The 25863-nt window shown below is 38.7% G+C and carries 19 protein-coding genes; 7 read left to right on the top strand and 12 right to left on the bottom strand.

The features are described from left to right. A complete protein-coding gene (locus tag VB715_RS03245; protein WP_323299766.1) occupies positions 1-1590 on the bottom strand; it encodes an MFS transporter in 1590 nt (529 codons plus the stop codon). A 107-nt stretch (positions 1591-1697) separates the two neighbouring features. Then, entirely contained in the window at positions 1698-3242 is a 1545-nt protein-coding gene (locus VB715_RS03250; RefSeq protein ID WP_323299767.1) for a ferredoxin--nitrite reductase, read from the bottom strand. 365 nt (positions 3243-3607) lie between these two features. Between VB715_RS03250 and VB715_RS03255 the strand changes: the two genes are divergently transcribed. After that, the gene (locus VB715_RS03255) at positions 3608-3943 is read left to right on the top strand and encodes a type II toxin-antitoxin system HicB family antitoxin (protein WP_323299768.1); all 336 of its coding nucleotides are present in this window, start codon (positions 3608-3610) and stop codon (positions 3941-3943) included. A gap of 87 nt (positions 3944-4030) precedes the next feature. Continuing rightward, on the top strand, positions 4031-5188 hold the full coding sequence (locus VB715_RS03260; RefSeq protein WP_323299769.1) for a HEAT repeat domain-containing protein: 1158 nt from the start codon (positions 4031-4033) through the stop codon (positions 5186-5188). 32 nt (positions 5189-5220) lie between these two features. On the opposite strand, the gene VB715_RS03265 is transcribed toward VB715_RS03260, so the two are convergent. After that, positions 5221-6903, bottom strand: a complete 1683-nt coding sequence (locus tag VB715_RS03265; RefSeq protein WP_323299770.1) for an iron ABC transporter permease — start codon at positions 6901-6903, stop codon at positions 5221-5223. 265 nt (positions 6904-7168) lie between these two features. Between VB715_RS03265 and VB715_RS03270 the strand changes: the two genes are divergently transcribed. Further along, positions 7169-7828, top strand: a complete 660-nt coding sequence (locus VB715_RS03270; RefSeq protein ID WP_323299771.1) for a phosphoribosyltransferase — start codon at positions 7169-7171, stop codon at positions 7826-7828. 149 nt (positions 7829-7977) lie between these two features. Here VB715_RS03270 and VB715_RS03275 read toward each other — a convergent pair whose 3' ends face one another. The 3 genes from VB715_RS03275 to VB715_RS03285 form a co-directional block, all read right to left on the bottom strand. Next, positions 7978-8862, bottom strand: a complete 885-nt coding sequence (locus VB715_RS03275) for an aspartoacylase (protein ID WP_323299772.1) — start codon at positions 8860-8862, stop codon at positions 7978-7980. Continuing rightward, positions 8855-10606 (bottom strand): peroxidase family protein, encoded by a 1752-nt coding sequence (locus VB715_RS03280; protein ID WP_323299773.1) that lies wholly within the window; start codon positions 10604-10606, stop codon positions 8855-8857. Before VB715_RS03280 ends, VB715_RS03275 begins: the two co-directional genes overlap by 8 nt. A 144-nt stretch (positions 10607-10750) precedes the next feature. Further along, positions 10751-11254, bottom strand: a complete 504-nt coding sequence (locus VB715_RS03285) for a YceD family protein (protein WP_323299774.1) — start codon at positions 11252-11254, stop codon at positions 10751-10753. A gap of 141 nt (positions 11255-11395) precedes the next feature. On the opposite strand from VB715_RS03285, the gene VB715_RS03290 reads away from it, so the two are divergent. The 4 genes from VB715_RS03290 (at position 11396) to VB715_RS03305 (ending at position 19418) form a co-directional block, all read left to right on the top strand. After that, the gene (locus tag VB715_RS03290; protein WP_323299775.1) at positions 11396-13156 is read left to right on the top strand and encodes a hypothetical protein; all 1761 of its coding nucleotides are present in this window, start codon (positions 11396-11398) and stop codon (positions 13154-13156) included. Positions 13157-13212: 56 nt separating this feature from the next. Next, the gene (locus VB715_RS03295) at positions 13213-16908 is read left to right on the top strand and encodes a hypothetical protein (protein ID WP_323299776.1); all 3696 of its coding nucleotides are present in this window, start codon (positions 13213-13215) and stop codon (positions 16906-16908) included. Positions 16909-16992: 84 nt separating this feature from the next. Then, on the top strand, positions 16993-18294 hold the full coding sequence (hisS, locus tag VB715_RS03300; protein ID WP_323299777.1) for a histidine--tRNA ligase: 1302 nt from the start codon (positions 16993-16995) through the stop codon (positions 18292-18294). A gap of 14 nt (positions 18295-18308) precedes the next feature. Next, on the top strand, positions 18309-19418 hold the full coding sequence (locus VB715_RS03305) for a hypothetical protein (RefSeq protein ID WP_323299778.1): 1110 nt from the start codon (positions 18309-18311) through the stop codon (positions 19416-19418). 300 nt (positions 19419-19718) lie between these two features. Here VB715_RS03305 and VB715_RS03310 read toward each other — a convergent pair whose 3' ends face one another. The 6 genes from VB715_RS03310 to VB715_RS03335 form a co-directional block, all read right to left on the bottom strand. Next, positions 19719-21968: an N-acetylneuraminate synthase family protein gene (locus VB715_RS03310; protein ID WP_323299779.1), complete on the bottom strand. Its 2250-nt coding sequence runs from the start codon at positions 21966-21968 to the stop codon at positions 19719-19721. Positions 21969-22080: 112 nt separating this feature from the next. After that, complete coding sequence (locus tag VB715_RS03315) at positions 22081-22461, bottom strand: SRPBCC family protein (RefSeq protein ID WP_323299780.1); 381 nt, start codon at positions 22459-22461, stop codon at positions 22081-22083. Between the two features lie 63 nt (positions 22462-22524). Beyond that, entirely contained in the window at positions 22525-22686 is a 162-nt protein-coding gene (locus VB715_RS03320; RefSeq protein WP_323299781.1) for a DUF5989 family protein, read from the bottom strand. Further along, positions 22686-23093 carry an SxtJ family membrane protein gene (locus tag VB715_RS03325; protein WP_323299782.1) on the bottom strand — a complete coding sequence of 136 codons (408 nt, stop codon included), beginning with the start codon at positions 23091-23093 and terminating at the stop codon, positions 22686-22688. The genes VB715_RS03320 and VB715_RS03325 overlap by 1 nt, the downstream gene beginning before the upstream one ends. Positions 23094-23113: 20 nt before the next feature. Next, positions 23114-24952 (bottom strand): carbamoyltransferase, encoded by a 1839-nt coding sequence (locus VB715_RS03330; protein WP_323299783.1) that lies wholly within the window; start codon positions 24950-24952, stop codon positions 23114-23116. 53 nt (positions 24953-25005) lie between these two features. Next, a complete protein-coding gene (locus tag VB715_RS03335) occupies positions 25006-25794 on the bottom strand; it encodes an SAM-dependent chlorinase/fluorinase (protein WP_323299784.1) in 789 nt (262 codons plus the stop codon). Positions 25795-25863 lie beyond the last annotated feature (69 nt).

The raw sequence follows: 25863 nt of genomic DNA on the forward strand, positions 1-25863 counted from the left end.
TTAACCTCTGGCAATAGAATCAACAGAAGGTTCAGTTTCTAAGATGCTTTCATGATGAAATTCTTCCCCTTCTGCTTCTCCTTCATGGTGTTCAGCAAATGATCCATGAGGTTCTTTAAGAATAAACCAGCATAAGAAAGCCACTGTAACCGCTATGATACCCATAATCTGGAAAAAGGCGGTATTTGCTTGAGCGATGATCGCGGTACTGGGGTCTTTGCCTCCCCCTAACCATTCGGGTAATAAGCTAAAAATCGTTAAATAAGCCACTGCACCGACATTTCCGTAAGCTCCCACATTCCCGGCAACCTGACCCGTAATACGACGTTTAACTAGGGGTACAATGGCAAAGGTAGACCCTTCTCCTGCTTGCACAAAGAAAGAACAAGTCATGGTTAAAATGATCGCTCCAGGAAGCCACCAACCACTACCGACACTCCCTAACATCAGATAACCGATACCCATACACAGAGTTAAGACAGCCATCGTATTCTTACGACTACCCAATTTATCAGAAATTAAGCCCCCACCTGGACGGGACATCAAGTTCATAAAAGCGTAACTCGAAGCGATCATACCTGCTTGTGCAGGGGTTAGGGTAAAAGTTCCTTGGAAGAAGGCCGGAAGCATGGAAACAACCGCTAATTCTGAGCCAAAATTGACAAAATAGGTTAACTCTAAGATAGCGACTTGAGAGAAATTGTAACGATCTTTGGCAGGATACTGTTTTTTACCCGTCATCAAGTCTTTATTAACCACCCAACAGTTATAAGCTTGGAACAGATATAAACCGACTAAACAGGCCCAAACAATATACATCGTATTGACATCATAAAGCCCGACTTTCTTTAACCGCCAAGCTAATACCATGAGAATGCCGGATAAGGGCGCATTCATCACCATTAAAAACCAGAAATCCCGCTTTGTAGTTACTTCAATACCTCTGGCACTTTTGGGCTTACGATAGGTTTTACCGGGGGGATGATCTTTGACATTGTTATAGTAAAAAATGCCGTAGAGAGCCGCAATAATACCCGTTCCCGCGATACAAATTCGCCAGTTTAACAGGGGAACACCTGCGGGAGTCATTGCACCAAAAGCCAACCAACCGCCGATCGCAGGTAAGGTAAAAGCCGCCGCCGCAGAGCCAAAGTTACCCCAACCGCCATAAATTCCTTCAGCGATACCAATTTCTTTGGGAGGGAACCATTCTGCTACCATACGAATACCAATGACAAACCCTGCACCCACAATACTTAAGGCTAGACGACTAATTACTAACTGACTAAAATTCTGTGCTGTGGCAAAAATTAAACAGGGAATGGCTGCATAGATTAACAGCAGAGTATAAGTGATTCTGGGGCCATATTTATCTAATAGCATCCCAATAATAATCCGGGCCGGAACCGTCAAAGCCACGTTACAAATAGCCAGGGTTCTGATTTGACCTTCTTCTAAGCCAAAGTCAGCTTTAACTTGAGTGGCTAAAGGTGCAAGGTTAAACCACACCACAAAGGACAGAAAGAAAGCAAACCAAGTCAGGTGGAGGATTTTATACCGTCCACGTAGGGACCACATTTCTCCAAGCATTTAATTTTTTTCCTCTCTATTGAGTGAGTTAGACAAGATTTAAAGTTGATAGTGAAGTTGTGAAGGTTTTCGTAGGGGTGAACGGCCGTTCGCCCCTACAGGGTTTATTACCGTCGTTTTGCGCCGAAATTCTTGAGCAAAATTTCAGACAAAACAGGTAATAAATCATCACAGGCAATCCCTTTTTGCACACAAGTTCCTAAATGAGCATCTTTGCCCACTTTTCCCCCCATATACAGGTCAACCCCTTCCACAGTTTTGCCATCTTTGCGGACTTTGGTTCCCATTAACCCAATATCTGCAACTTGGGGTTGTCCGCAGGAGTTAGGACACCCTGTCCAATGAATTCGCACGGTTTGGGGTAAATCTAAGGTTTCATCCAAAGTCTTGGCCAAAGCAACAGCGCGGTTTTTTGTTTCTACTAAAGCAAAGTTACAAAATTGCGCCCCCGTACAGGAAATTAAGGCCCGTTGTAAGGGTTTTGGGTTGATGGTAAACTTTTCTAAGATCGGTTCAGCTAAAAATGTCTCTAAGTTGTCCTCAGCAATGTTAGGAATGATGACATTTTGCTCAACGGTTAAGCGTATCTCTCCACTGCCATAGACTTCAGCAATTCTTGCCAAATCTAACATATCTTGGGCAGAAAACCGACCTACGGGGACGTGCAAGCCAACATAATTTAAGCCTGTTTGTTTTTGAGGGAAGATACCCAGATGATCTCGTTTTTCCCAGTCAATAGCATCTTTTTCCGCTTCCGTTGCCAAAGCATAACCTAATTCTGCTTCCACTTCAGCCCGAAATTTATCGATTCCCCATTCATCAATTAACCACATTAAACGGGATTTTTGACGGTTTGCTCGTAAACCATGCTCCCGATAAACGGTTAAAATGGCATGGCATAAACCAACAACTGCTTCTACGGTTGGAGCAACCCAAACATTAAGAGGAATAGCCGCTTCACAACGTTTAGCAGAGAAAAAGCCACCGACTACCACATTAAACCCTAATTCACCATTTTTATAGGCAGGGACAAAGGCAATATCGTTAATTTCTGCATGAACTGAGTTATCTCGTCCCCCTTCAATGGCAATATTGAATTTACGGGGCAGATTAGTAAAATCATAATTACCTTCGCCATTGTTGGTAATCATGTCTTGGACTTTTTGAACTAACTCACGGGTATCAATTAATTCCTCTTGATCTAACCCCGCAACAGGTGATCCTGTAATGTTCCGCACATTATCCATTCCCGACTGCATAGATGTCATCTCAACTGCCTTCAGACGACTGAAAATATCGGGAATATCTTCCAGACGAATACCCCTTAATTGCAGATTTTGCCTGGTGGTAATGTCGGCACTGCCATCGTCCCCATATCGCTGTACAATGTTACCGAGAACTCGCATTTGTTCACTGGTTAAAATGCCATTAGGTATTCGCATTCTTAACATGAACTTGCCGGGAGTAACGGGGCGATAAAAGACCCCAAGCCATTTAAGACGATGTTCCAGATCGGTTTTGTCCATCGCTTCCCAACCGATCTGAGCTAAGTATTCCAGTTCATCTTTGATCGCTAGTCCATCTTTTTCTGCCTTAAGTTTTTCAAATTTGTTTAAAGATACGGTGGTTTGAGGTTGAATACTTTGAACCACAGGAAAAACCTCCATCGGGTCAAGTTGTTCCCATTTAATCCCTTCAACCCTAGACAATTTGTATCTAATATCACAAAGCATGACCTAGAATGCGCTTTTTGCATTTTAAATATGTATTTTTTGCATTTCTTACTCCCTTGAGGAGAGGGAATGGTATTTTGTCCCAAAATTAGTACAAAAATATCTTATACAAGGTTTATTTGTACTATTTGTAGGCAATGGTATTATTTTTTGATACCATTATAGTTTCCTCCTACTCAAAAAAAATCCCCAGATATTTCTAAATGAATCATTTAACTTTAATGTTACTTAATTACTTATCTAGTTCAATTGTGCCGTTTCAACGAAAAGGAAAAATGCAAACGATGTTAACTTACAAGGGCTATACTGGTCATATTGATATCGATCTTGACAGTAGTATATTGTTTGGTCGTGTTCTTGATATTAAAGATGTTATTACATTTCAAGGACAAACTATTGAAGAAGCACGTCAAGAGTTTTATAATTCTATTGATGATTATTTAGAATTTTGTGAGGAAATAGGGCAATCTCCTGATAAGCCATTTTCTGGCAAGTTTCATTTTCGGACAACTCCAGAAACTCACCGAAAAATCACCATTGCTGCAACAAAAGAAGGTAAAAGTATTAATCGTTGGATGGAGGATGTTTTAACAAAAGCAGCCAATCAAAGTATTAAGTAATCTTTTCTTGATTTCTTTCTCTTTTTCAAATTCATGCCAAACTTTTCAGCAATTATTTTTCTAAAAGTATAAATAATCTAAAAATCAATGAATTATAAACAGACTTTTTCTATGGATAATAACCTAACATTACAACAATTTACGTCGGTTGTTTATAGTTCCAAAATCCAAGAATTTGACCCCATTGAATTAGGATTATATCTTCTAGAAACTGGAGATTTTCAACAACGTTGGGAAGTAGCAAACCTGTTGCCAAAATTAGGAGATTCTATCATTGATCCATTATTAAATATCTTAGAAAATGAGGAAATTGAGACAGAATATCGTTGGTTTGTGGGACGTATTTTAGGAAAATTTAACGACACAAAAATTATAATTGCTTTCGTTAACTTACTACAAACAACAGAAGAAGAAGAACTATTAGAGATAGCAGCAGAAGCATTAGGAAATATGGGAATTGCTGCTATTAATAACTTAGAACAATTATTAATGGATGATTCCTCTAAATTATTAGCTGTGAAAGCGTTAGCACAAATTCGTCATTCAGAAACTATTTTACCCCTCTTAAAAGTCGTAGATGATTCTAACCCAGAAATTCGTGCGATCGCCATTGAATCTTTAGGGAGTTTTCATGATTCTCAACTAATTCCTATCTTTATAAAAGCGTTAAAAGATCCTATCTTTTCAATTCGTAAAGAAGGGATTATTGCTTTGGAAATGCAGCCAGAATTCAAAGAAAAATTTGAGTTTATTAAACAGATAAAACCTTTACTTTATGATCTTAATTTAGAAGTCTGTCAACAAGCTGCTTTCGCATTAGGAAGAATGAAAGATCAAGAAGCAACGGAAGCTTTATCTCAAGTTCTTAGTTCTGAACTAACTCCCCCAATGCTCAAAAAAGAAGTCATAAAAGCCTTAAATTGGACAGAAAACCCTCAAGCTTTAGACTATTTACAACAAGCATTATTAAAGGAAAAATCAGAAATATGCCAAGAAATTATTGTGATATTAGGAACACAAAACCAGGAGCATTTAAAACTTAAAGCAACTCAAATATTAATGGATTTTTTATCTTTAGATAAACCCGTTATTAGGGATAAAATAATTAAACAATCTGTTGCATTATCTTTAGGGGAATTGGGTGATTCAATGGCAATTAAGTCCTTGAATAAACTGGCCAAAGATCCAGAAAAATCCGTTCAATTACACGCGCTTGCAGCCTTAAAAAAAATGTCTAATAGTTAAGCATTTTTCTGCAAAACTTATCGCAAAAAACCTTAATCCATTCGTCTTGATTTAGCCAGTTGCCAACTCAGAAAAATGACCGGAATCATGCCAACTAAAACAATGGCTAAAGCGGGGGCTGCTGCCTCTGGTAAACGTTCATCCGAGGCATATTGATAAACTCTAATTGCTAAAGTATCAAAGTTAAAAGGACGAATAACCAAAGTGGCAGGTAATTCCTTCATAACATCGACAAATACTAACATAATTGAGGTTAACATTCCCCCTGTCATTAAGGGAGTATGTACCTTAACTAAAATATTGCTAGGGGTTGAGCCTAAACTTCTGGCTGCATCATCTAAACTTGGTTTTATTTTCCCTAAACTCGACTCTACTGCCCCAAATGCAACGGGTAAAAAACGCACTAAATAAGCATAAATTAAAGCGACAATAGTACCACTAATTAATAACCCGATTTTTAGATTAAAAGTATGTTGGATAAAATTAGCGATCGCATTATCCAATTTCCCCACGGGAATTAAAATTCCCACCGCAATAACCGAGCCAGGAATAGCATAACCCAAGGCAGCAATTCTAATACTAATCTTCATAAAAAGATTGTTTTGTAATCGCTGTCCATAGGCCATAATTAAGGCAAGAAGTAACCCAGCGATCGCAGTAATAACCGCCACAATTAAACTATGACTTGCCAACTGCCAAAAATTATTAGCCAGGGCATCAGTGGCATTGGCAATGACTAAATGAATCAAATAAATTGCCGGAACTAAAAATCCGCCAAAGAAGGGTAAAAAACAAACAAACCAGGCAATAATTGCTCGCCATGAATTCAGTTGATATCGTGGTAAATGAAGCTGAGGACTACTGGTTTGATAATAACGAGCTTGACGACGTGACCATAATTCTAGGGTAATTAATCCCACAATAAACAACATTAAAAATGCGGCTAATTGCGCTGCTGCTTGCCGTTCCCCTAATCCAAACCAGGTACTATAAATTCCAGTAGTAAACGTATTTACGCCAAAATATTGTACTGTTCCAAAATCATTAAGGGTTTCCATCAAAGCTAAAGCCAACCCCGCCATAATAGCAGGACGAGCTAAGGGAAGAGCCACTTTAAAAAAGCTTTGCCAAGGGCTACATCCTAAAGAACGACTCGCTTCTAAGGTGCAGATAGATTGTTCTAAAAAAGCAGTCCGTGCTAGTAAATAAACATAGGGATAAAGCACTAGAATTAACATGATTATTGCTCCCCATAAAGAACGAATATCAGGGAACCAATAATCATTAACATTACTCCATCCAAACCACTGACGCAGGGTGATTTGTACTGGGCCATAATAGTCCAGCATATTCGTATAAGTGTAAGCTAATAAATAGGCAGGGGCAGACAAAGGAAGTAACAATAACCATTCAAACCAACTACATCCCCAAAAGCGACATAAGGTGACTAACCAAGCGGTTGAGACTCCCATCATCAGTACCCCTACCCCAACGCCAAACATCAGCAACAGAGAGTTGATAATATAATCCGTGAGGACGGTTGCAGCTAAGTGTTGCCAGACGGCTTGAGCATTGGTAAAAAGGCTACTAACAACAAATAAAATCGGTGTGGCAATTAAAGCGGCAATGATGATTACCAGTGCTGTCCAACTATTCAAGGAAAAACGACTGAGCCGAGATTTGGGGGTGAGAGAAACGGGTTTAGATTCGGTCATGAACAATCAGCTAACTATCCCATTAAATATAGCAATTCTCAAGAACTTATGAGTAATTGGCTATTCTCTATTTAAACTTGTTTTTTGCCCAAAACTTGATATTTTTTAACATAAAATTCTCCCAAAAAATGCTAATCTGAAAGTGGAATATGAAGGTTTAGAGTCTTGTCTGTCTCTACATCAAGAGGGCTTGAGTGTTGTTTTGGGGTATTACTCCTACGGGTGGTGTTGTTGCATAATTGCTGTTCAAGAGGTTATAACCACTATGAATACTAGGTTTCATGATCGCCCAGAAGCAGGGCAACAGTTAGCTACTCGCCTAACGGAGTTTAAAAACCGCAAGGATGTCTTAGTTTTAGCGTTGCCGAGGGGTGGGGTTCCCGTAGCGTTTGAAATTGCTAAAAAACTAAATCTTCCCTTGGATGTTTGTTTAGTGAGAAAATTGGGGGTTCCTGATCGCCGAGAATTGGCTATGGGTGCGATCGCTTCTGGTGGGGTGAGAATCATTAATTATAATGTGGTGAACTGGTTAAATCTCTCACCAAGTATTATTGAAAAAGTTACTCAAGAAGAAAAGCTTGAATTAGCGCGTCGTGAACTGGTTTATCGCGGGGATAAACCCTGGCCAACGATTACCCACCAAACCATTATACTTGTGGATGATGGTATTGCCACAGGCTCAACGATTAAAGCTGCGATCGCTATTTTAAAGCAACAACATCCTCAAAAAATTATTGTAGCGGTTCCTGTTGCGCCTCCCTCTGTTTGTCGCCAATTAGAGCTTGAAGTTGCTCAAGTAGTTTGTTTAGAAAAGCCAGATAATCTTAATTCTATCAGTCTTTGGTATGATGATTTTTCTCAAACCAGCGATCAGGAAGTTTGTAACTTATTAGCTCTCACTTCTGGGGTTTCTCTTGCTAATTAATCTGAGTTTTGGAGCATCAATAATCAATTACCAGATAAAAAATTTAGCTTAGATGACAGAGTTAACACCCTTGAAAATAAAGTACAACAACTAGAGGAAACTATTAGTATTTTAGTTGATATTATTAACAAATCGAATGAATAGGAGAACTATTCTTGATTCATATTTACCGTTACTTCTCGCTTTTCTGTCAAACACATAGCAATACTTTTTTCATAATAAGCTGATTCATTAATAAAGACAGGATAAACTGTAGTATCTCCTTCATAAGTAATGGTTTCTCCATCAAAGGTAATAAATAAGGGATCGCCAGGATTAAGAGGTTGATAATCTTTAAATTGCAGTGTGGGATGAATCATTCCTGTTATCTCTTGATGATTACGGGGATAATCAATGGTTTTAAATACTTCGTAATAAGTTAATTTTCTGGGTAAATCTGCGATTTCTTCTTGATTATAGTTATCTAAATAATCTAATAAACTATAAATAAGTTGTTCTGTTTGACTAAATAAGGTAGCATCTAAAATTCCTTGAGCAACTGGCCCAACTTCAATAGTAAGTCCTAACTCGGTACTACTTCTTAATAAAAGGTTTTCTCGTTCTGAACGATAATATAAAACCTTAAGTTCAGGATAAATTGAACTTAAATAACTGACTAAACATAAATGAAAAGAATTAGTATCAGAGAGAATAATACTTAGTCCCATTTGGGAAGTTGTGCTATGTAAATCAATGAGAAATTGAATCTGATTTTTGATCAGTTTTTGATAAATTGTTTTCGCTAAAAGTTGCTCATAAAGGCCATGATCTAAATTGTCAATATCTCGCTGATCAAAACATCTATTTAAGTCGGTATCAACATATCTTACCCTTAAATCAATGGCTTTAGGATTAGCTAAAAAGGGGAAAATATCAAAAGTTGATCGCTCAATTAAATGAGGATTTTTGAGAAACTTTTTAATTAAATAGATTCCGGTCATTTCATTGCCATGAGTGCCACCAAAAAGGGCTACTTTCTTAATTTTTTTAATCATTCTTTAGATTGGGTGGGCATTTACCCTCCCGACTAATCACTATTTTTGTTCGATTTACCTTCAACCCCATTGCCCCACAAATACCGAAAAGAAGCAAGGAGAAGACAGGGGAAGACTCAGGGGTACTAACATAGATAAACACATTTTCCTGAAGGTTAGTAATGCTAGTATTGCGTTGGATAATGTTAGATAGGGTAGTGTTATTAAAGTCAGGATCGAATAGCAAAATATCCGCTAATTCATCGGCATTTTGATAGAAAAAGCGATCACCGTCCCGCAGTCTCTCAAATTGATCTTTGATAATAGCAAAGAAAGTTTCCCCCACTAAACCCCCATTAAAATGGGTTTCCGCTAGTCCCGCGATCCAAAGATCTACTTCATTAATTGACCCATAAATTGACTCAAAAGCATTAGCTAAGTCTACATCTCCTCCCGTTAACTCTAAAAAGCTGCTATAGGGTAATAAACCAAGGGCTAAACGAACAGTATTAAGATCAGGAATACCATGATCTCGCCCCCGTTGTATATTCAAAGAAGCTAAATCCATCCCCCCCATCCCAGGTTGTCCAAACAGGAAATTTCTGACATCATCGATGATCAGGGTATCCACTTCTTGGGCGTTGGCCGAAGCTAACCCTAATAATAAGGAGTCTGCCCCAAATTGTTTGAGTTGATCGGGGTTATTAAAAGCATCCCGTAGGGCTATATTTCCCTCATCCGCGACAGTTCCATCATTGTTAAGTCGTAGTAGAGTAGGAGAGAGTAGGGTGTGGCCAACCCGAAAAGCGGCCGTTGAAAATTCGTTACTAATGCTCGGATTAACCAGAGCGTTATAACCTGTAAAGGATGATAAAGCATTCGGCCCTAATAGGATGGGGAGATATTCCTCATAGGTGATTTTTTGGATCTCGGCCCCTAGGACTTTTCTCGCTGCTTCATAGAAAAAGTCATCCTCACTCAACCCTGAATGATTAAACTCATCAACTAAGGCAGTTTCACCGTCATCTAGACGCTGTTTGATGCTTCCCACCAGTCGATTATGTTCTCGATTAAATAGGGAATGAGTGGCGGTTAAGGCGATTTGTTCATTAGCCCTGATATCACCAGAGATGAAATTTTGATTGGCATCCAGCATTGAGAGGCCTTCCCCATTATCGGCGACACTCATCATCAGTGTGCCATTGCTACCTCTCAGTTCGTTAGCCCTAGTTACATCGGAACCATAAATATTAGAAGCGTCAATAAAGGAGGTAATCTGGTTAATTTGTTGGCGAGGATTACTATTTTCATCAAAAATAGAGCGTTCAAAGCCAATTACTTGGTTTCCGGTACTGTTGGGATCAAAAAACGGATCACCTGTGGGGACGGGAATATTAAACAGTTCTGGTGAGGTAGTATTAGCTGGGGTCAAATCAAGATCATGATCGATAAATTGTCCCCATTGCCAAATCCAATTACTCGCCTGCAAACTATTAGGAATTAAACTTGATTGTGCCGCTATTCCATTACTAATAGCGCGAGGATTTGGTAGGTTAATATCTCCTCTCGGTTCTGAAATTCCATCTTGATACTGGGGCGAGGCTAGGCGTAGCAGTTGGGTATTGGCTGCACCTAAGTCTAAGGGGTTATTATTTGTCCCGTCAATGGTGCGGAATTCAGCAGCGATACTGGGAACAGATGTTAAGAGACTCCCCAGAGTCCCTAAACAGAAACTAATGCGCTGAACGCTTATACAATTAATCATAGGAGGTAAAACTGTGGAAATTACCTGGTTTTATACTTAAATTTAAGGGATTTATTCTAATAATATAACTTAGACAAAATTCCAAGTCAATGCTAAAATATAAAAAAAATATATTAATTCATGGTTCTAGAATTGAGGGATAATTTATTGTGGTAGTTGTCCTTTTAAAGACTCCAAAGAAGACCAGCGACTATCAATTATAGTTGGGTTTTCATCAGGTTGTGTCCTTGGAGCTTGACAATTTTTACCACATAATTGTCTGAGGGGAATGGCTAAGGATAATTGCTCATAGAGCCAACTATTGGGATCAAAATGTCCTTCGGGGGACAGGGTTTCTGATAAATCTTCCCAGGCAATTTCTCTCTCTTGGGGAAAGTTTTGAGGAAGATCAGCATTTTTATCTAACCAAATAATTTCTGATGTATCAAGGGTTAGGCGATGATTATACTGTTGTAGACAGCGATCGCAGCTTAAGGTCATAATGGTTTCTACCCTGAGTCCAATCTCTAGAAACGTACCACCATGTCTAATTAACACTTTCCCACGAACTGGAGTCAAGGTGTCTAAGCCAGGGACAATATCATCTAAGAGAAGGGTTTGGGTTCTATTAGGGATTTGCAGTAAATGGGGAATATATATAGGTTGCATGATATCAAGTCTCCTATCCGTGGCGATAACTGACTAGATCAATTGTAACAAGAGAATTGACCAAAATTGGGCCATTCTCTTGTTACAATTGGGCAAGACCCGTATTTTAAGGCAAAACGTTAAACAACGGAGAAAATTAAAATGTCTGGACATGAATCAAACTTATCTCTGCCCCAATATGGATATGACTTGGTTGTTTCGACAACACAAGAGTCCATTAATGCGACGATGAAACAATTTTTGGATAAATTCGAGGGCAAGGACTTTATTAGTTGCTATGTATCCCAAGAGCAAAGTGATGGGACTTATACAGATGTTCCTGGGGATTATGATCAATTATCCAAAATAGCGGGTATGGATCTATTCTCTATTCCCACCACTAATCAAACTGCTGCTCAGAAAGCTGCTGCTGATAAAGCCTACGATAAGTATTTTTCGTTTGCCTTCAAAGCCACAATGGGACTTCCTGATTTCCCTCTTGAATCAATCCCAAATGTGATCATTTTAGATAAAGGTTCAGTTATCGTTACCTATAATCTGTTTTTCAAGGACTTCAGGATATTAAATGCCGAACCTCAACGACGTGGCTATTCTTGGACTAATCTATCCCAAGCAGATGCACCTGCACCTTGGGTATTTCAGTTTAATGTGAAGTTAGATTTGAATTCGAGTGATAGTGCTTTTAGTCATTTACCAGAGAGTGTACAAAGAAAAGTTAAAAACTTAAACAAAGATTCAGCGTTTAGTGTTCAACAATTATATCTTGATTTGAATACGGCTGGCTTGGAATCTCCTCCTACGGTTGTGGGTTTAGAAAATACCAGCACCGCTTATATATATCTAACACGGGTGTTTATAAGTTCCTACTTTAAACAATTGCAGGAGCAGAGCAAAGATCCTGCTAACCCCGATGGAAATATTCTCTTGGGATATTCGGTTAAGCCCACAAAGCCATCAACAACATCTTCTTCTATTATTCCTACAGATTTAACCTTCATGGTGTCTCCGTTCCGTGATGAAAATGGAGTGCCAACGAAAAGTCACGACCTGTACACCTTGAATTATTTGGTGATGTCTGACAATCACCATATGCCTGCTCCTGTTGAATTTGGATGGAATTGGGTTAAGAAATCGGAAGAAAGTGATTATGCTGGCACGATGACAATTAAGAAGGGAATTTTTGCCTCTTTCCTTAATCAGCAATTATCCCCATCTCTCAAAAGCGTTTGTCTTATACCCAGTTGCAGTATTCATGTCAATCTTATCAAAATAGAATGGAATTGCAGTTACAAGAGCGAAACTACTCCGCAAACTTATCAAGTAGTCAATGATGGCACATCTAAGGTATTGACTTTTTCTTATTCACGCAGTGCCCACGATAGCGATACTTTTGGGCCAAATTGGGGGAATATAACTTTAACCAATAGTCTTCAAAGCGATATCTATCTAGAGAACAACATTATCAGGACTGTAACAACAGCAACTGCCTATGTTCATATCAATCTATACGGAGGAGTGACAGAGGGAAATTTTGTCAAATACCAAACGGAAACATCTTACCAAATAGGAGTCGATCAATCAGGAAATCTAACCATTACTTTAACAACAGGTTCTCCACATTTTTCCGATCTTTCAGATAATATCGATCCCAGTGGTTGGTCTAAATTTGTTACTTTAGGGCAAATTAATGGTGTGGTCGATAAGGTAAAAATTTTTTGGACTCATCTAAAAGATTTCCTTGACAAACATGAGCAAGAAATTTTAGAAATGTTAAGAGGATCTGGTGTCTGGGTATTTCCGGGTGGGAAAACTTTTATCTTTAAGGATGTTTATTTTTCAGATAATCAGGATCTAGTTGCCCATATCACCTATGTAGATCCAGAAGAATCTTCTCTATTCTAATCAAACATTTCCCTAATAAAAATCAAAAAGTTCATGTAACATCAAGGAGAAAAATTATGTCAGTCAAAATCACTTTTTCGTCAGAATTAATGCAGAATTACAAGCAGGCTGAAGTTGTTGCACCAGATGCACAGTTTGAAGCACTGCAAACTAATGAGGGGCATTCCCTACTTTTTTCGATTGGAACAGATAATGTTTTTTACTTAACAAAAGAATCGGTAGATCATGCTACAGGCTGGGAAAAAACCGATTTAAGTAGTACCTTGTCTCAATATCATAACGGATTACCTGTCGTTGCCAAAACCTTTGCTGTTTCACAAAGTATAAATAATGATAACGTTGACATTGCTTTAGCAATCACTGTGGATGGACAAGATTATTTATATCTGGCACAGAACAATTCAAATTCCGATATTTCATGGAGTCAAAAGATTAACTGGCTAATTATGCCATTTGACGATAAAAACCATTCTTTTTCAAAAATTGCAATTAATGACATTTATATTGCTCAATCGCATAATGGGGAATATATTGTTATTGATATCATCAAGAATCCAGATGATACTCAAAAATTTGTTTTCAGATATTATATCGATCCCACAAAAAAAATCACAGGACAGTTCTGGAATGCCCATGATTTACCTGCCAATCTAGAGCCAGATCAAATCAAAAGTTGTCTAGGTAAAAGATCAAGAGAACGAGTTGAAGGAATTTATACTTTGGGCGATATAGATAACAAGCTTGAACTCATTTATACGCCTCTCTATAACCCTTTTGAACTTCGCGCTCCTGCCAATCCTGTCAGGTTAGTTACACCACCCTCTGCTTCTGCGATTGCGGTAGGATCAGCAGCTGATGGCAACTTTACGGATCTTTTTGTTGCTGGTGATAAAGCACTTTATTATTTCCCCTACAATCAACAACAAGGTGAGAAAGAGGGGATCAAGGTTTTTGAAAATGATATTTTCCTTGATGTCCAAAAGTTATTCGTTCACACAACTGATTCTAAAGTTATTGTTTGGGGTTTGAACAGGGAGCAGGAAATTTTTTATACAACTTGTAGCAAGACGAATATCAAAAATCCCTCTGCTTGGAGCTATCCTCTTGCTCTTTTAAATGGAGTTGAACAAGTGACTCCTTATGTCAACTGTGTCAATGATGGTAATACTTTTTTCGCTCATGTCGGTGGTAATCAGTTAAAGAAAGCTGTCCAATCTCCAGAAACAACTATCTGGAAATATCATGATATTTTATTGCCTCCTCTACAACAAGACGCTACATCCTTAAAATTTAACTCTTATACAACAAGGATTCATATTGCTGACGATAAAAATTCCCCTATATCTGAGGCTAAAATCAAATTAGGTTCTCTTGATCGTTGTAGTGTTTATATTAATAATCGTTACTATGTTTTGGATAAAGAACCGATTGAGATTACTTCCGACTCAATGGGAGGAATCACCATTGTTGAAAAAGTCAGTAGTCTCAAAGGATCTTGTTTCAAGATTTATGGAAATGATGGTAAGGTGATCAGCATTAACCCGATGGATAAACCAAGGGAAAAAGTTGAACAACTCGATAGTGTAGAAAAGTTAAATAATGCCAAGATTGAGTATGGAGCAATTGGTTCTACACCTAAAACCTTAGTTTCATCCTCTACCAGCGATGCTGACAAACAAGCTGTTGTCGATTCCATCAAACAACTTGCAACAGTTTCACAATCTCTACCTGCTGATGGTTCTGTCAAAACTGCAACTCCTACAACTACTTCATCCTTATCTGCTGTTCCTCATAGTCAGATTTTTGCTTTAGCAGTTGAACCAAATTCTGTTAACGCTTTTACTGGTGCTAATGCGGTTGCACTTCCCGCCCATAATTTTTCTACTAGCAACGGCTTCAGTGACTTTACCAGTGCGATTGAGGTTGCGGCAGGGGATGTTATTAGCTTTTTTGAAAATATTGGGAAAGAAGTCTTTCATGTCTTTATTGTGGCGGCAGAAGATGCTTGGCATTTTATTGCCAAAATTGGTGAAAAAGCCTATCGATTTGTCATTGATTGTGCTGAAAAAGTAGCCCACGCCCTTGAACTTGTTTTTAACGCCATCAAGACTTTTATTGGCGATCTTATTGACTATTTAAAATTCCTATTCAATTGGGAAGATTTTGTCCGCACCAAAGATGTATTCAAGAAACTTCTCCTTCTCTATTTCGATCATGTACTTGATGGTATTGAAGGCTTTAAAACAGACTTCAACGGTTTGATTACTGAGGCTAAAAATACAGTAGATGACTGGGCAGGAATCAAGCACGATGACTGGCAACCAAGTGTAGAAAATAGCAGTCATCCTCTCGGTTATCTACAAGCAATAACTGATATTGGGGAAGTTTTTACTTCACCTGCCATGTTCCTCTTTCAGCATTTCGTTCATAATGCCCCGAATAGCCAAAGTCAAGGATCTAGTAGTGCTGCTGTAGATGTAATTGACGATTTGCTCAATCGTGCCGTTCAGGCATTAGAGGACGAAGGTAATGTATTAATTGATGCAGTGAATCGAATTCAGTCCGAGTTGATAGGGAATTCTCAATATGAGTCACTTTCACTTAGTGATGTGCTGAAAAAACTCACAGCAATTGTTGTAGATGCACTGTTAAATAGCACGGAGGATCTGGTAGATCTCCTCATTGATGTCTTTGTTATTCTCGCACGAGCCGTCGTCGAAGCACTGGATACTCCGATTTGGATTCCTGTCCTCTCGGATATTTTGGAAGATGTCGGGATAAAAATTTCATTCTCCATGCTTGACGTGATTATGATGATTGGCGCAGTTCCTGCAACCTTGGTTTATAAGGGGATTAAAAATGCTGCTCCCTTCTCGTCGAATGACGGATTCAGCGACAAGATTCTTGCAGCAAAGGATCTTGACTCGTTGCGGACGGCGTTTGCTAGTAGGAACACAGGTGGTGGTGGAGGTGAAATACACTCGGTAGCTCCTTACGAAATAGAATCAATGATGTCAATTGGCATAAAACCAATGATGTCAATCGCGGTAGCATCGGCAGATGATTCAGGTAAACAGGAGTCACCGTTTGTGCCTATCAAGCTCCCAGAAAATGCGCAGAATGCTATTTTCCTTGTAGGGCATACGATTGGTGGTGTTGTTGGTTTAATCTCTGCTGTATTGGCAGTGGCAGATGCGTTATCGGATCAAGGTAACAGTGAGTATGAAACGGCGGTAGGTATATCAGGAGTCGTAGGGGGTATGGCAGCTGGATTCTCAGCAGTTCTAGCAGGACCATATCCGATTCAGAATGCCGTGATGTCAAAAATCTCCACTGTCAGCACCGGTGCCACCCTATTAGGTCAGGTAGTATTCTTTCTTGCACCTAAGGTTATTGCCAAAAAACGTGGGATTACAGATGCCGCCGAGCTCCAATCTCTAACGACGAAGACGAAAAAAATAGGAACAGGGTTTGATGCTACGATTGCTGTCTTGGCATTAGTACCGACTTGTTACCATTTCTCCGAGCTTTCGAGTTATCCAGCATCAAGGAATCGTACCGAAGCAATCCTTGATCAGACTAGCAATATCTGTAATTACCTTAGTCGGATCTGCGCCTTCGCAGTGCGGATGGATGAAGATCCGGAATCTAAGGCAATTCTTGCAGGTGTGATGGGAGTGCTGATCGCACTGTATGGCGGGCTACAGATTGCGGAGTCCATTACAGAGGCATCTGGTGGTCTTAGTGGTTGAAATTGTCCCCGATTAGCATTTTGGGCGTTGCTGATTGATGGTATGATTTTTATCCTAGCGGTTTTTAAGGTCAAGTTAACCCCAATGGGTACAATTCAAACACTACCAGGTACAAAGGATATTCTGCCAGAGGAGATTGGTTATTGGCAATATGTGGAAACTATTGCCACTCAAATTCTCAGTCGCGCTATGTATCAAGAAATTCGTCCCCCCATTTTTGAGCAAACCTCTCTCTTTGAACGGGGTATCGGGGAAGGGACGGACGTGGTAGGTAAGGAAATGTATACTTTTACTGACCGGGGCGATCGCTCTGTAACTCTCCGTCCTGAAGGAACTGCAGGGGTCGTGCGTGCTTTTTTACAAAATAACCTCTATGCCGCAGGTGGGGTACAACGTCTTTGGTATTGTGGCCCGATGTTTCGTTATGAACGACCTCAAGCGGGTCGTCAGCGACAATTTCATCAAATTGGGTTAGAATTAATCGGCACGGGTGATCCGAGGGCTGATGTGGAAGCGATCGCCTTAGCAACGGATATTCTCAAAGCTTTGGGTTTACAAAGTTTAAAATTAGATATTAATTCCGTGGGCGATCGCAGCGATCGACAACAGTATCGAGAGGCGTTAGTTAACTATTTTTTACCTTATAAAGATGAATTAGATCCCGACTCTCAAGATCGTTTAGAACGGAACCCCTTACGCATTTTAGATAGTAAGGATCAACGTACTAAAGAAATTAATCAAAATGCGCCCAATATCTTGCAATATTTAGGTAAGGAGTCTCATAAACATTTTGAGCAAGTCCAACAATTATTAACTGATTTAGGCATTGAATATCACTTAAATCCTTGTTTAGTGCGAGGCTTAGATTACTATACCCATACTGCCTTTGAAATTCAATCCGATGATTTGGGGGCCCAAGCAACCGTGTGCGGAGGTGGGCGTTATGATGGGTTAGTGGCAGAATTAGGCGGGGGCCAAACTCCGGCGGTGGGATGGGCGATCGGCATGGAACGCTTAATTATTTTGCTGAAACAATTGAAAACATCCCCCCAAATGTCTCCAGATCTCTACATTGTTTCGCGGGGAGAAGCCGCAGAGGCCCAGGGGTTAATCTTAGCCCAAAAGTTGCGTTTTGAGGGCTTAACGGTGGAATTAGATATGAGTGGGAGTGCTTTTGGTAAGCAGTTTAAACGGGCCGATCGCAGTGGGGCGATCGCTTGTTTGGTTTTGGGAGATGAGGAAGCAGAAAACAAGATGGTTCAACTGAAGTGGTTAACCACCAAAGAACAAGAACAACTCACCCAAGAAAAATTACTTAACAATATTGGGGAACTTAAGGAGCAAGTTGACAGACATAAAAAAACAACTACTCACTCAACACAATAAACATAATAAAACCGATGAAGTCTTGGGAATTCCTCATCCAAAAAGAAGGCGATCGTCAATGGCATCCTATTAATTCTCCTACCTGGCAATTAGAAGCCGGAAAATACCGCATCCTCGCCCAATCTAACCGTTTTAATAGTATTCTTGAAGTTCGTATTACTTGCCAAAGTGGAGAAGGGCAACAATATCAACGTCGGGTTAATTCCCAAGGGTTAGTAATGATTCTTCCCTATACTGAATTATCCCCAGGAACTATTTGGGATATTCGCTGTTATGGGGATGTTTTATCAGAGTTTTTAGGGGAAAATTGGCAAGAAAAACTGACCTTAACTATTTTACCATCGGTTGTTACCAATAATCCTGTACCTGTTGCAGAAATTTCCCCTAATTCTTCATTACAGTTATCTAATTCTGGAAATTCTCAAGCCCAATATTACCTACAGCAATTAGAACAGTTATTACGAGAAAAAGTTGAGCCAACTTTAAATAATCATCAGGTAGAAGAATCTGAAGCTATTCCTGAAGAAGCTGAAATAAAACCGTTAATTAAATTAAGTTTAGAACAGCAAGATTTGATGAGAAATCCTGATGAAAACATTAATTTATCAGGGAATATTGAAGCCATTGCTATTAAAGGAGATCTCGCTTTCACGGGGAAACTACGCTGTCAATTGAAAGATCCTGAAACAGAAGAAATTCTATTAACAGAGGAATATGTTTTGTCTGATGAAAGACTTCCTTATCAGTTTAATTATACTTTAGAAATTCCTCAAGCCATTAATAGTGATACTTTGGCAGGAGAGGTTGTGTTAGAAACTATGAGGGGCTTTATACTGGATGAGAGTTCCTTTTCCCTGGTGACTCATCAATATAATCCGGTTAATTATACCATTGAATTAGTGGACACAGAAAATGAAGATGCCTATCGGTTTGATTTAGAATTATCGGAACGAGTCAAGGCGGTTTCTAATCATCTAGAATTACCAGATACTAATAAATATTCACAGTTATTTCCGTCATCATTCTATCAATCTCGAAAGGTTTTACCCCCTAAATTAAATCGTAATGTAAATCCTGGAATTAAGACACATAAACAGTTAAAATTACCTCAAATTGCTCGTTAATCGATTAACTTGATTTGTCCAATATCAGGGAATACCTGATTTTTTTGACATCCACAATACTAAACAAGTTGTAATGATTGACCAAATAGTTTAGGTTGTGGTAAAGGTTCGTTATTATGTGACCATTTTGTATGACTCCCTTTCGCGGGTTCATCGATAAATCCTGCTTTTTTTAGTGGATTAACGGGGTTAATTCAAGTTATTTTGAAACAGAATAAGTAGGGTTTTGATGGGTTACGACGGATAGTTAAGTTAATAAATACTTTAATCTTATTGCCGTCTAACCCATCCTACAAAGGATTACTTGAATAACTTTTCTAACCTTTCCAAAGCTATCCAAAAACCTTCCCCTTCGTTTTTATGGCCTTGCCAAATTTCAGGAATAAAGGAAGCATTCGGGGCCGTTTTGTTTAAGTCTTCTGCTAAGGCCGGAAAATCTACATTTCCATCTCCTATTTGTAACCCTTCTCCATCTAATCCCTGTGCATCAGCAATGTGTAAATGTGCTGTATAGGGCCCCACTTGTTCCATAAACTCTTTAAAGGAAAAATTATGATGATTACAAGCTAATTTAGAGTGAGAGGTATCTAAACAAACCCGATAGTTATTTTGTGAGCAAAATTCCGCAATATCTTGAGGATCAACAAATAAATTATGATATCTTTGTCCCCCAAAATGCCAGGGAAAGGGTGGCATAGTTTGCGGGATAATTTCGACTTCTTCACTGTCTAATTTAGATAAACTGTCTAACAGTAAATCATAATATTTTTGACGTTGTGTAATGGGTAAGGGTTCATCAAGAGTAAACCCACCAATATTCGTAACAATTAAGGGTTGAGATGCTTTTTTGAAGAAGGGTTTTAGCTTCCGAGTAATATCAATTACCCGCTGTAATTCTTGAATAGAATGATTACGATAATTAGCATCCAGAGAACATAAATCTAAGACATGATCACCAGCAAATAATTCAGGACTATGAATCACATAATCGAGTTCATAAACTTGGTCAAAATATTGATGTATCTCCTGTTCTAAATCTTTATAACTGAGGTGAAATTCTAATAAATCTGGGTTGGATTTTGGTAATAGTTTGGTGAAATCATGATAACGAACAGGTAAACCCCAAGGACGATTAAATTGATAATTTTTAGCCGTAACTTGCGCTTCTTCTAAGTCACTTAAGAAGAAAAAATCTCCTGCTTTAAATTGTCGTTTTGCGGTCTTACCAATTAACTCTTTTTTGCGATTGGGTTGTAGTCCTTTTCCTGGACTTTTAATCTCGATCATTGCCTCTGTAATGACCTGTCCAGGCTTTAAATTACAGTTAATAATTAAACTCTTAGCCAGGGTTTCTCGATTCATTAATTCTCCCTGACTTAACCGTCTTTCTCCCGACGTTCCTAATGCTTCTTCTACTTGACGAATTCCCTCAACCATCGCTTTGAATTCCTGGGGTAACAAGCTTACTTTATGGTCATTTCCTTCCATAGATTTATCAAGGGTAAAGTGTTTTTCAATCACTTTTGCACCCTTGGCAATGGCAGCGATCGCCACATGAATTCCCCGTTCATGTCCCGAATATCCGACGGGGCAATCTCCTAATTCTTTTAAGCGAGTAATATAGTTAAGATTGACATCTTTAAAGGGTGCAGGATAGGTAGAATTACAATGTAATAAAACATACATTGCTCCCCATCTTTGTAATAATTGAACTGATTGACTAATTTCTGCTTCAGTGGACATTCCCGTTGAACAAATTAGGGGTTTTCCTGTTTTTGCCAATGCCTTCAATAATTGATGATTAGTTAAGTCAGCAGAGGCCACTTTATAAGCAACCATGCCATAATTTTCTAGGATATTTAAACTATCTAAATCCCAAGGAGTACATAAGGGTAAAACCCCTTTTTCTTTACAATAATCAAAGGCTTCTAACATTTCTTCATCAGAAAGTTGAAAGCGTGATAGTAAATCTAGGGTATATTGTGAGCCTAAATCTTCACTAGCATCATTGGCATTTCCTGCATTATGATAGAGAGATTTAAGACTTCTTAATTGGAATTTGGCACAGTTTGCACCAGCAGTAATCGCCTCATCAATTAACTTTTTAGCTAACTCTAAACTGCCATTGTGATTGTTGCCAATTTCTGCAATAATAAAAGCAGGAGAATCCCCATTAATCAGAAAGTCACCGATAGTAATTTCATCGGGACGTTTACGAGCGATCGCCACTAAATGATCGTTGCTATCTAGTAGAGGAATAAATTCAATTTGCTCGGAAAAATAACTTTCAATTTTTTCTGGATCTTCATCAAAAGAAGCGTATTTAAACTGTTTATTACTAATATTAGAAACCGACTGATTAAGCTCAATAGTATTTTGTCCCACTAACCACCGTCGAAAGTCACCATCTGTCAGCACTCCTTCTAACACCCCTGACTCGGTGACTGAAAAAATAATGCGACTTTTATTATCACTAATCTTTTTCAGTGCGTTAAGAATGCTGTCTTCAGAGAAGACGATATATTTAGAAAGGTTTCTATCAATTAGCATGGTTGATCGGTTCTCTGATACATTAACTCTAATCTAAGGAATAATATAACATTTTTGTTGATGGACATATTTAACAGTCAGTAGGGACATAATATATTATGTCCCTTATATATTATTCAGCTTGTAATTGCTGAGTTAATATGTGATGAAAATGACGAATGCGAGACTCTTGATAAGTCCCTAAAGTAATGCCTGGTTTGGCGGCAGTTTTTAAGCCTTTTTGAAGGCGATCAAGGTTTGAGGTATCTTGATCTAAAACTGCTCCTAGTCCCCCTAATTCTGGTGCATCTGACCACTTTTCATTGGTGGTTAACCAGCGAGTTTTAGCCACAGGGGGATATTTCCCTTCTGGACAAGGTTGTAGTAGCAATACATCCATGATACAAGCATCAGGATCATTGCCATAGGGACGAAAGCGAAATTGCAGGGGTGAACCCACTCCGGGCCAACTCATAAAATTAGGGAAAATAAAGTAAGAAATTGCATCTAACATTTCACTGTCAGAAACGATCGGGACTCAATTTTTGTGCAGTCATCAGTTAAGTCAAGTAAACGTCTAAAATAAAGTATAAATGAAAGGGGCGATCGCTGATCCTTGAGTAAAGACAATTAATGCACCTAATAGCACTAATGTAATAATTAAAGGAGCTAACCAATACTTTTTACGCTCCTTTAAAAATCCCCAAAGATCTTTTAATAAATCAAAAAATGCTTCCATTAATAGGGTTTCTCCATGCTAACTTTACTTTTAATTTGACTAGAAACTCGATAGGTTTCTAAACTAAATTCAAATTTTCTTGTCATCGGATCTCGATTATTTAGACGCATAATTAAACCCATTGGGGTGACAACTATAAAGAAAATAATGCCTAAAATAATGCGACTATTAACAAAACCAAGTACCTGTGCAACCTTCATCCACCCATAATGAATAGGGTCAAGAGATTTAGGAATAAATATGGCTAAAATTATTAAAACTCCGCCAATTATCCAAGGAATTAAAGGTAAACTATGACCCCACAACAAGGGTAAAACTAGCCCCAATAATAGGGCAATAATTGTTCCTGTTAATAAGCCAAACTCTCGCAATCCTTTTTGATCTAGTTTTGGAATTTCATCAAACATCTTTTTTACTCCTTATGTAATTAATCTAGTTCAAATTCGTTTTTCCAAGCTTCATCCTTTTGCCATTGGGGTTGTTCAGACTTGGCTAATAAATAATTATTAATGACTAAATAATCCATCTCTGTCCGCATAAAACACCGATAGGCATCTTCTGGAGTACAAACAATGGGTTCTCCCCGTACATTGAAGGAAGTATTAACCAAAACACCACAACCTGTCAAGGCTTCAAATTGTTTAATTAATTGATAGTAACGGGGGTTAGTTTCAGGATGAACAGTTTGCACCCTTGCTGAATAGTCTACATGGGTAATAGCGGGAATAGTTGAGCGAGTAACTTTTAATTTTTCGACCCCAAATAATTGTTTATTTTTCTCATTTATGGGTAAGCGTAACTCTGGATTAATTTCAGCGACTAATAACATATAAGGGCTGGGTTTATCTAATTCAAAATAGTCGGAAACTCGGTCAAACAAAACTGAAGGAGCAAAGGGACGAAAGGACTCTCGATACTTAATTTTTAAGTTCATGACGGACTGCATTTTCTCATTACGGGGGTCGCCAATAATTGAGCGATTTCCTAAAGCACGGGGTCCAAATTCCATCCGTCCTTGAAACCAACCAACTACATTACCTTGAGCGATAATTTCTGCCACTTTGGTAAATAATTCAGCATCTTCTAGATAAATATATTTAGCTTTTACATCATTGAGATATTCCTGAGCTTCTTCATGACTAAATTCTGGCCCTAAATACGTCCCCTGCATTGCATCAAAAGTTCCACCTTGTCGGGGGTTCTCTAAATATTGATACCATACAGCTAAAGCGGCTCCCACGGCTCCCCCTGAGTCTCCTGCGGCGGGTTGAATCCAAATATCTTTAAATTTGCTCTCTCTTAAAAGTCGTCCATTGGAGACACAATTTAAGGCGACTCCTCCTGCTAAACAAAGATAATCTACACCTAATTCTTTGTGGGCTGTATTTGCTAATTTTAGTACAATTTCTTCGGTGACTTTTTGAATAGAAGCAGCAATATTCATCTCCCGTTGGGTGATTTGACTTTCCGGTTTACGGGGAGATCCACCAAAGAGACGAGCAAATTTATCATTGGTCATCGTCAACCCTGTAGCATAGTTAAAATATTCCATATTGAGGCGAAAAGTTCCATCCTCTTTTAAGTCAATTAAATTCTCTAATATAATATCAACATATTTTGGCTCTCCATAGGGAGCTAAACCCATTAATTTATATTCACCAGAGTTAACTTTAAAGCCTGTATAATAAGTAAATGCTGAATATAATAACCCTAAAGAATGAGGAAAATTAATCTCCCATTGGGGAATCATTTGATTACCTTCTCCTAACCATAAAGAAGTTGTTGCCCATTCTCCTACCGCATCTAAACATAAAACCGCAGCCTTTTCAAAGGGACTCGGAAAAAATGCAGAAGCAGCATGAGATTGATGATGTTCTGTAAATAATAAGGGAGGCAATTGAGAGGTTTTACAGTTGGCAAGTTTGGCTAATTCTTTCTTTAAAACAGTCTTTAAATAAAGTTTTTCTTGTAACCATGCTGTCATCGCGGTCAAAAAAGAACGGAACCCTTGAGGTGCATAAGTTAAATAAGTTTCTAATAATCTTTCAAAGGTAACTAACGGTTTTTCATAAAAAACAATATAATCTAATTCTTGTAAAGAAATATTCCCCTCAGCTAAACTATAAAGAATGGCATTTTTGGGAAATCTTGCATCATGTTTCTTGCGACTAAATCTTTCTTCTTGAGCAGCCGCCAGAATTTTTCCCCTTTGCACTAAAGCTGCTGCACTATCATGATAATAGGCTGAGATTCCAAGTATGTTCATTCCATCCTCCACCAACAGAAATAAAGTACAGGATAACACAATTAGAGATTAATCTACCTAAAAACTAAGTTGAGCGGATCTCCCCACTGAACCTGCAATCTTTTTTGGGCATTTCCCCTATTAACCGCAATTTCTATCCAGCCGTGACTACCAATTAAGGTAATAAGTTCCCCTGGTTTCCCATCACTATAGGTTAAACTGTGCTTTATGGTTTGATTTTTAATAATAATTAGCCAAGGTTTTCCCCTAACTTGATCGGCTGGAATATTAGTAATTAAGTTACCAAAATGATCGATATATTGAATAGCACCTTCTAGTCCTTTTTCGCTAATTTTTACCGTTTCTAAGGTCAAATTGACTAAACTTTCGAGATCAATAGATTCTCCCAACTGTTCTAAAGAAACACCAGTCCCTAAATGGGCCCCCACAGCCGCAAAAATATCTCGACCATGAAAGGTCAAACTGGGATCTCGAACTCGCCAATAGTTTGTATTCGTCAATGTTACCGCAGCGATCGCCTTCTCTTGACTGAGGACACCGCTAAACAGACCATTATCGGGGCCAACTAAATACCCCCTAGGAACTTGAATGGCTACGCTGCGTCTTTGACTACCGACCCCTGGATCGATCACTCCAATATAGACCGTTCCTAGGGGAAAGTACGGATAGGCGTTCATTAAACAAAACCGTCCTGCCCAAATCTGCTGAGGCGGAATCTCATGGCTGAGATCGATAATGGTTATTTGAGGATTAATCGAGGCAATTACACCCTTCATAATTCCCACATAACCATCTTGTGAGCCAAAATCTGATAACAAGGCAATCACCCTGGTTTTTGACATTTTAGTGCTGGGGATCAAGGTTAGATCTATATGAAGATTTAGTAACGACTAGCAGAAACTATCCGTTAA

The organism is Crocosphaera sp. UHCC 0190 (assembly GCF_034932065.1).
Classification (GTDB): Bacteria; Cyanobacteriota; Cyanobacteriia; order Cyanobacteriales; family Microcystaceae; genus UHCC-0190.

Excerpts from the sequence above, each read along its gene's own strand:
- VB715_RS03245 (WP_323299766.1), bottom strand. The coding sequence starts at position 1,590 with ATGCTTGGAGAAATGTGGTCCCTACGTGGACGGTATAAAATCCTCCAC.
- VB715_RS03255 (WP_323299768.1), top strand. The coding sequence starts at position 3,608 with ATGTTAACTTACAAGGGCTATACTGGTCATATTGATATCGATCTTGAC.
- VB715_RS03260 (WP_323299769.1), top strand. The coding sequence starts at position 4,031 with ATGAATTATAAACAGACTTTTTCTATGGATAATAACCTAACATTACAA.
- VB715_RS03265 (WP_323299770.1), bottom strand. The coding sequence starts at position 6,903 with ATGACCGAATCTAAACCCGTTTCTCTCACCCCCAAATCTCGGCTCAGT.
- VB715_RS03270 (WP_323299771.1), top strand. The coding sequence starts at position 7,169 with ATGAATACTAGGTTTCATGATCGCCCAGAAGCAGGGCAACAGTTAGCT.
- VB715_RS03275 (WP_323299772.1), bottom strand. The coding sequence starts at position 8,862 with ATGATTAAAAAAATTAAGAAAGTAGCCCTTTTTGGTGGCACTCATGGC.
- VB715_RS03280 (WP_323299773.1), bottom strand. The coding sequence starts at position 10,606 with ATGATTAATTGTATAAGCGTTCAGCGCATTAGTTTCTGTTTAGGGACT.
- VB715_RS03285 (WP_323299774.1), bottom strand. The coding sequence starts at position 11,254 with ATGCAACCTATATATATTCCCCATTTACTGCAAATCCCTAATAGAACC.
- VB715_RS03290 (WP_323299775.1), top strand. The coding sequence starts at position 11,396 with ATGTCTGGACATGAATCAAACTTATCTCTGCCCCAATATGGATATGAC.
- VB715_RS03295 (WP_323299776.1), top strand. The coding sequence starts at position 13,213 with ATGTCAGTCAAAATCACTTTTTCGTCAGAATTAATGCAGAATTACAAG.
- hisS (WP_323299777.1), top strand. The coding sequence starts at position 16,993 with ATGGGTACAATTCAAACACTACCAGGTACAAAGGATATTCTGCCAGAG.
- VB715_RS03305 (WP_323299778.1), top strand. The coding sequence starts at position 18,309 with ATGAAGTCTTGGGAATTCCTCATCCAAAAAGAAGGCGATCGTCAATGG.
- VB715_RS03310 (WP_323299779.1), bottom strand. The coding sequence starts at position 21,968 with ATGCTAATTGATAGAAACCTTTCTAAATATATCGTCTTCTCTGAAGAC.
- VB715_RS03315 (WP_323299780.1), bottom strand. The coding sequence starts at position 22,461 with ATGTTAGATGCAATTTCTTACTTTATTTTCCCTAATTTTATGAGTTGG.
- VB715_RS03320 (WP_323299781.1), bottom strand. The coding sequence starts at position 22,686 with ATGGAAGCATTTTTTGATTTATTAAAAGATCTTTGGGGATTTTTAAAG.
- VB715_RS03325 (WP_323299782.1), bottom strand. The coding sequence starts at position 23,093 with ATGTTTGATGAAATTCCAAAACTAGATCAAAAAGGATTGCGAGAGTTT.
- VB715_RS03330 (WP_323299783.1), bottom strand. The coding sequence starts at position 24,952 with ATGAACATACTTGGAATCTCAGCCTATTATCATGATAGTGCAGCAGCT.
- VB715_RS03335 (WP_323299784.1), bottom strand. The coding sequence starts at position 25,794 with ATGTCAAAAACCAGGGTGATTGCCTTGTTATCAGATTTTGGCTCACAA.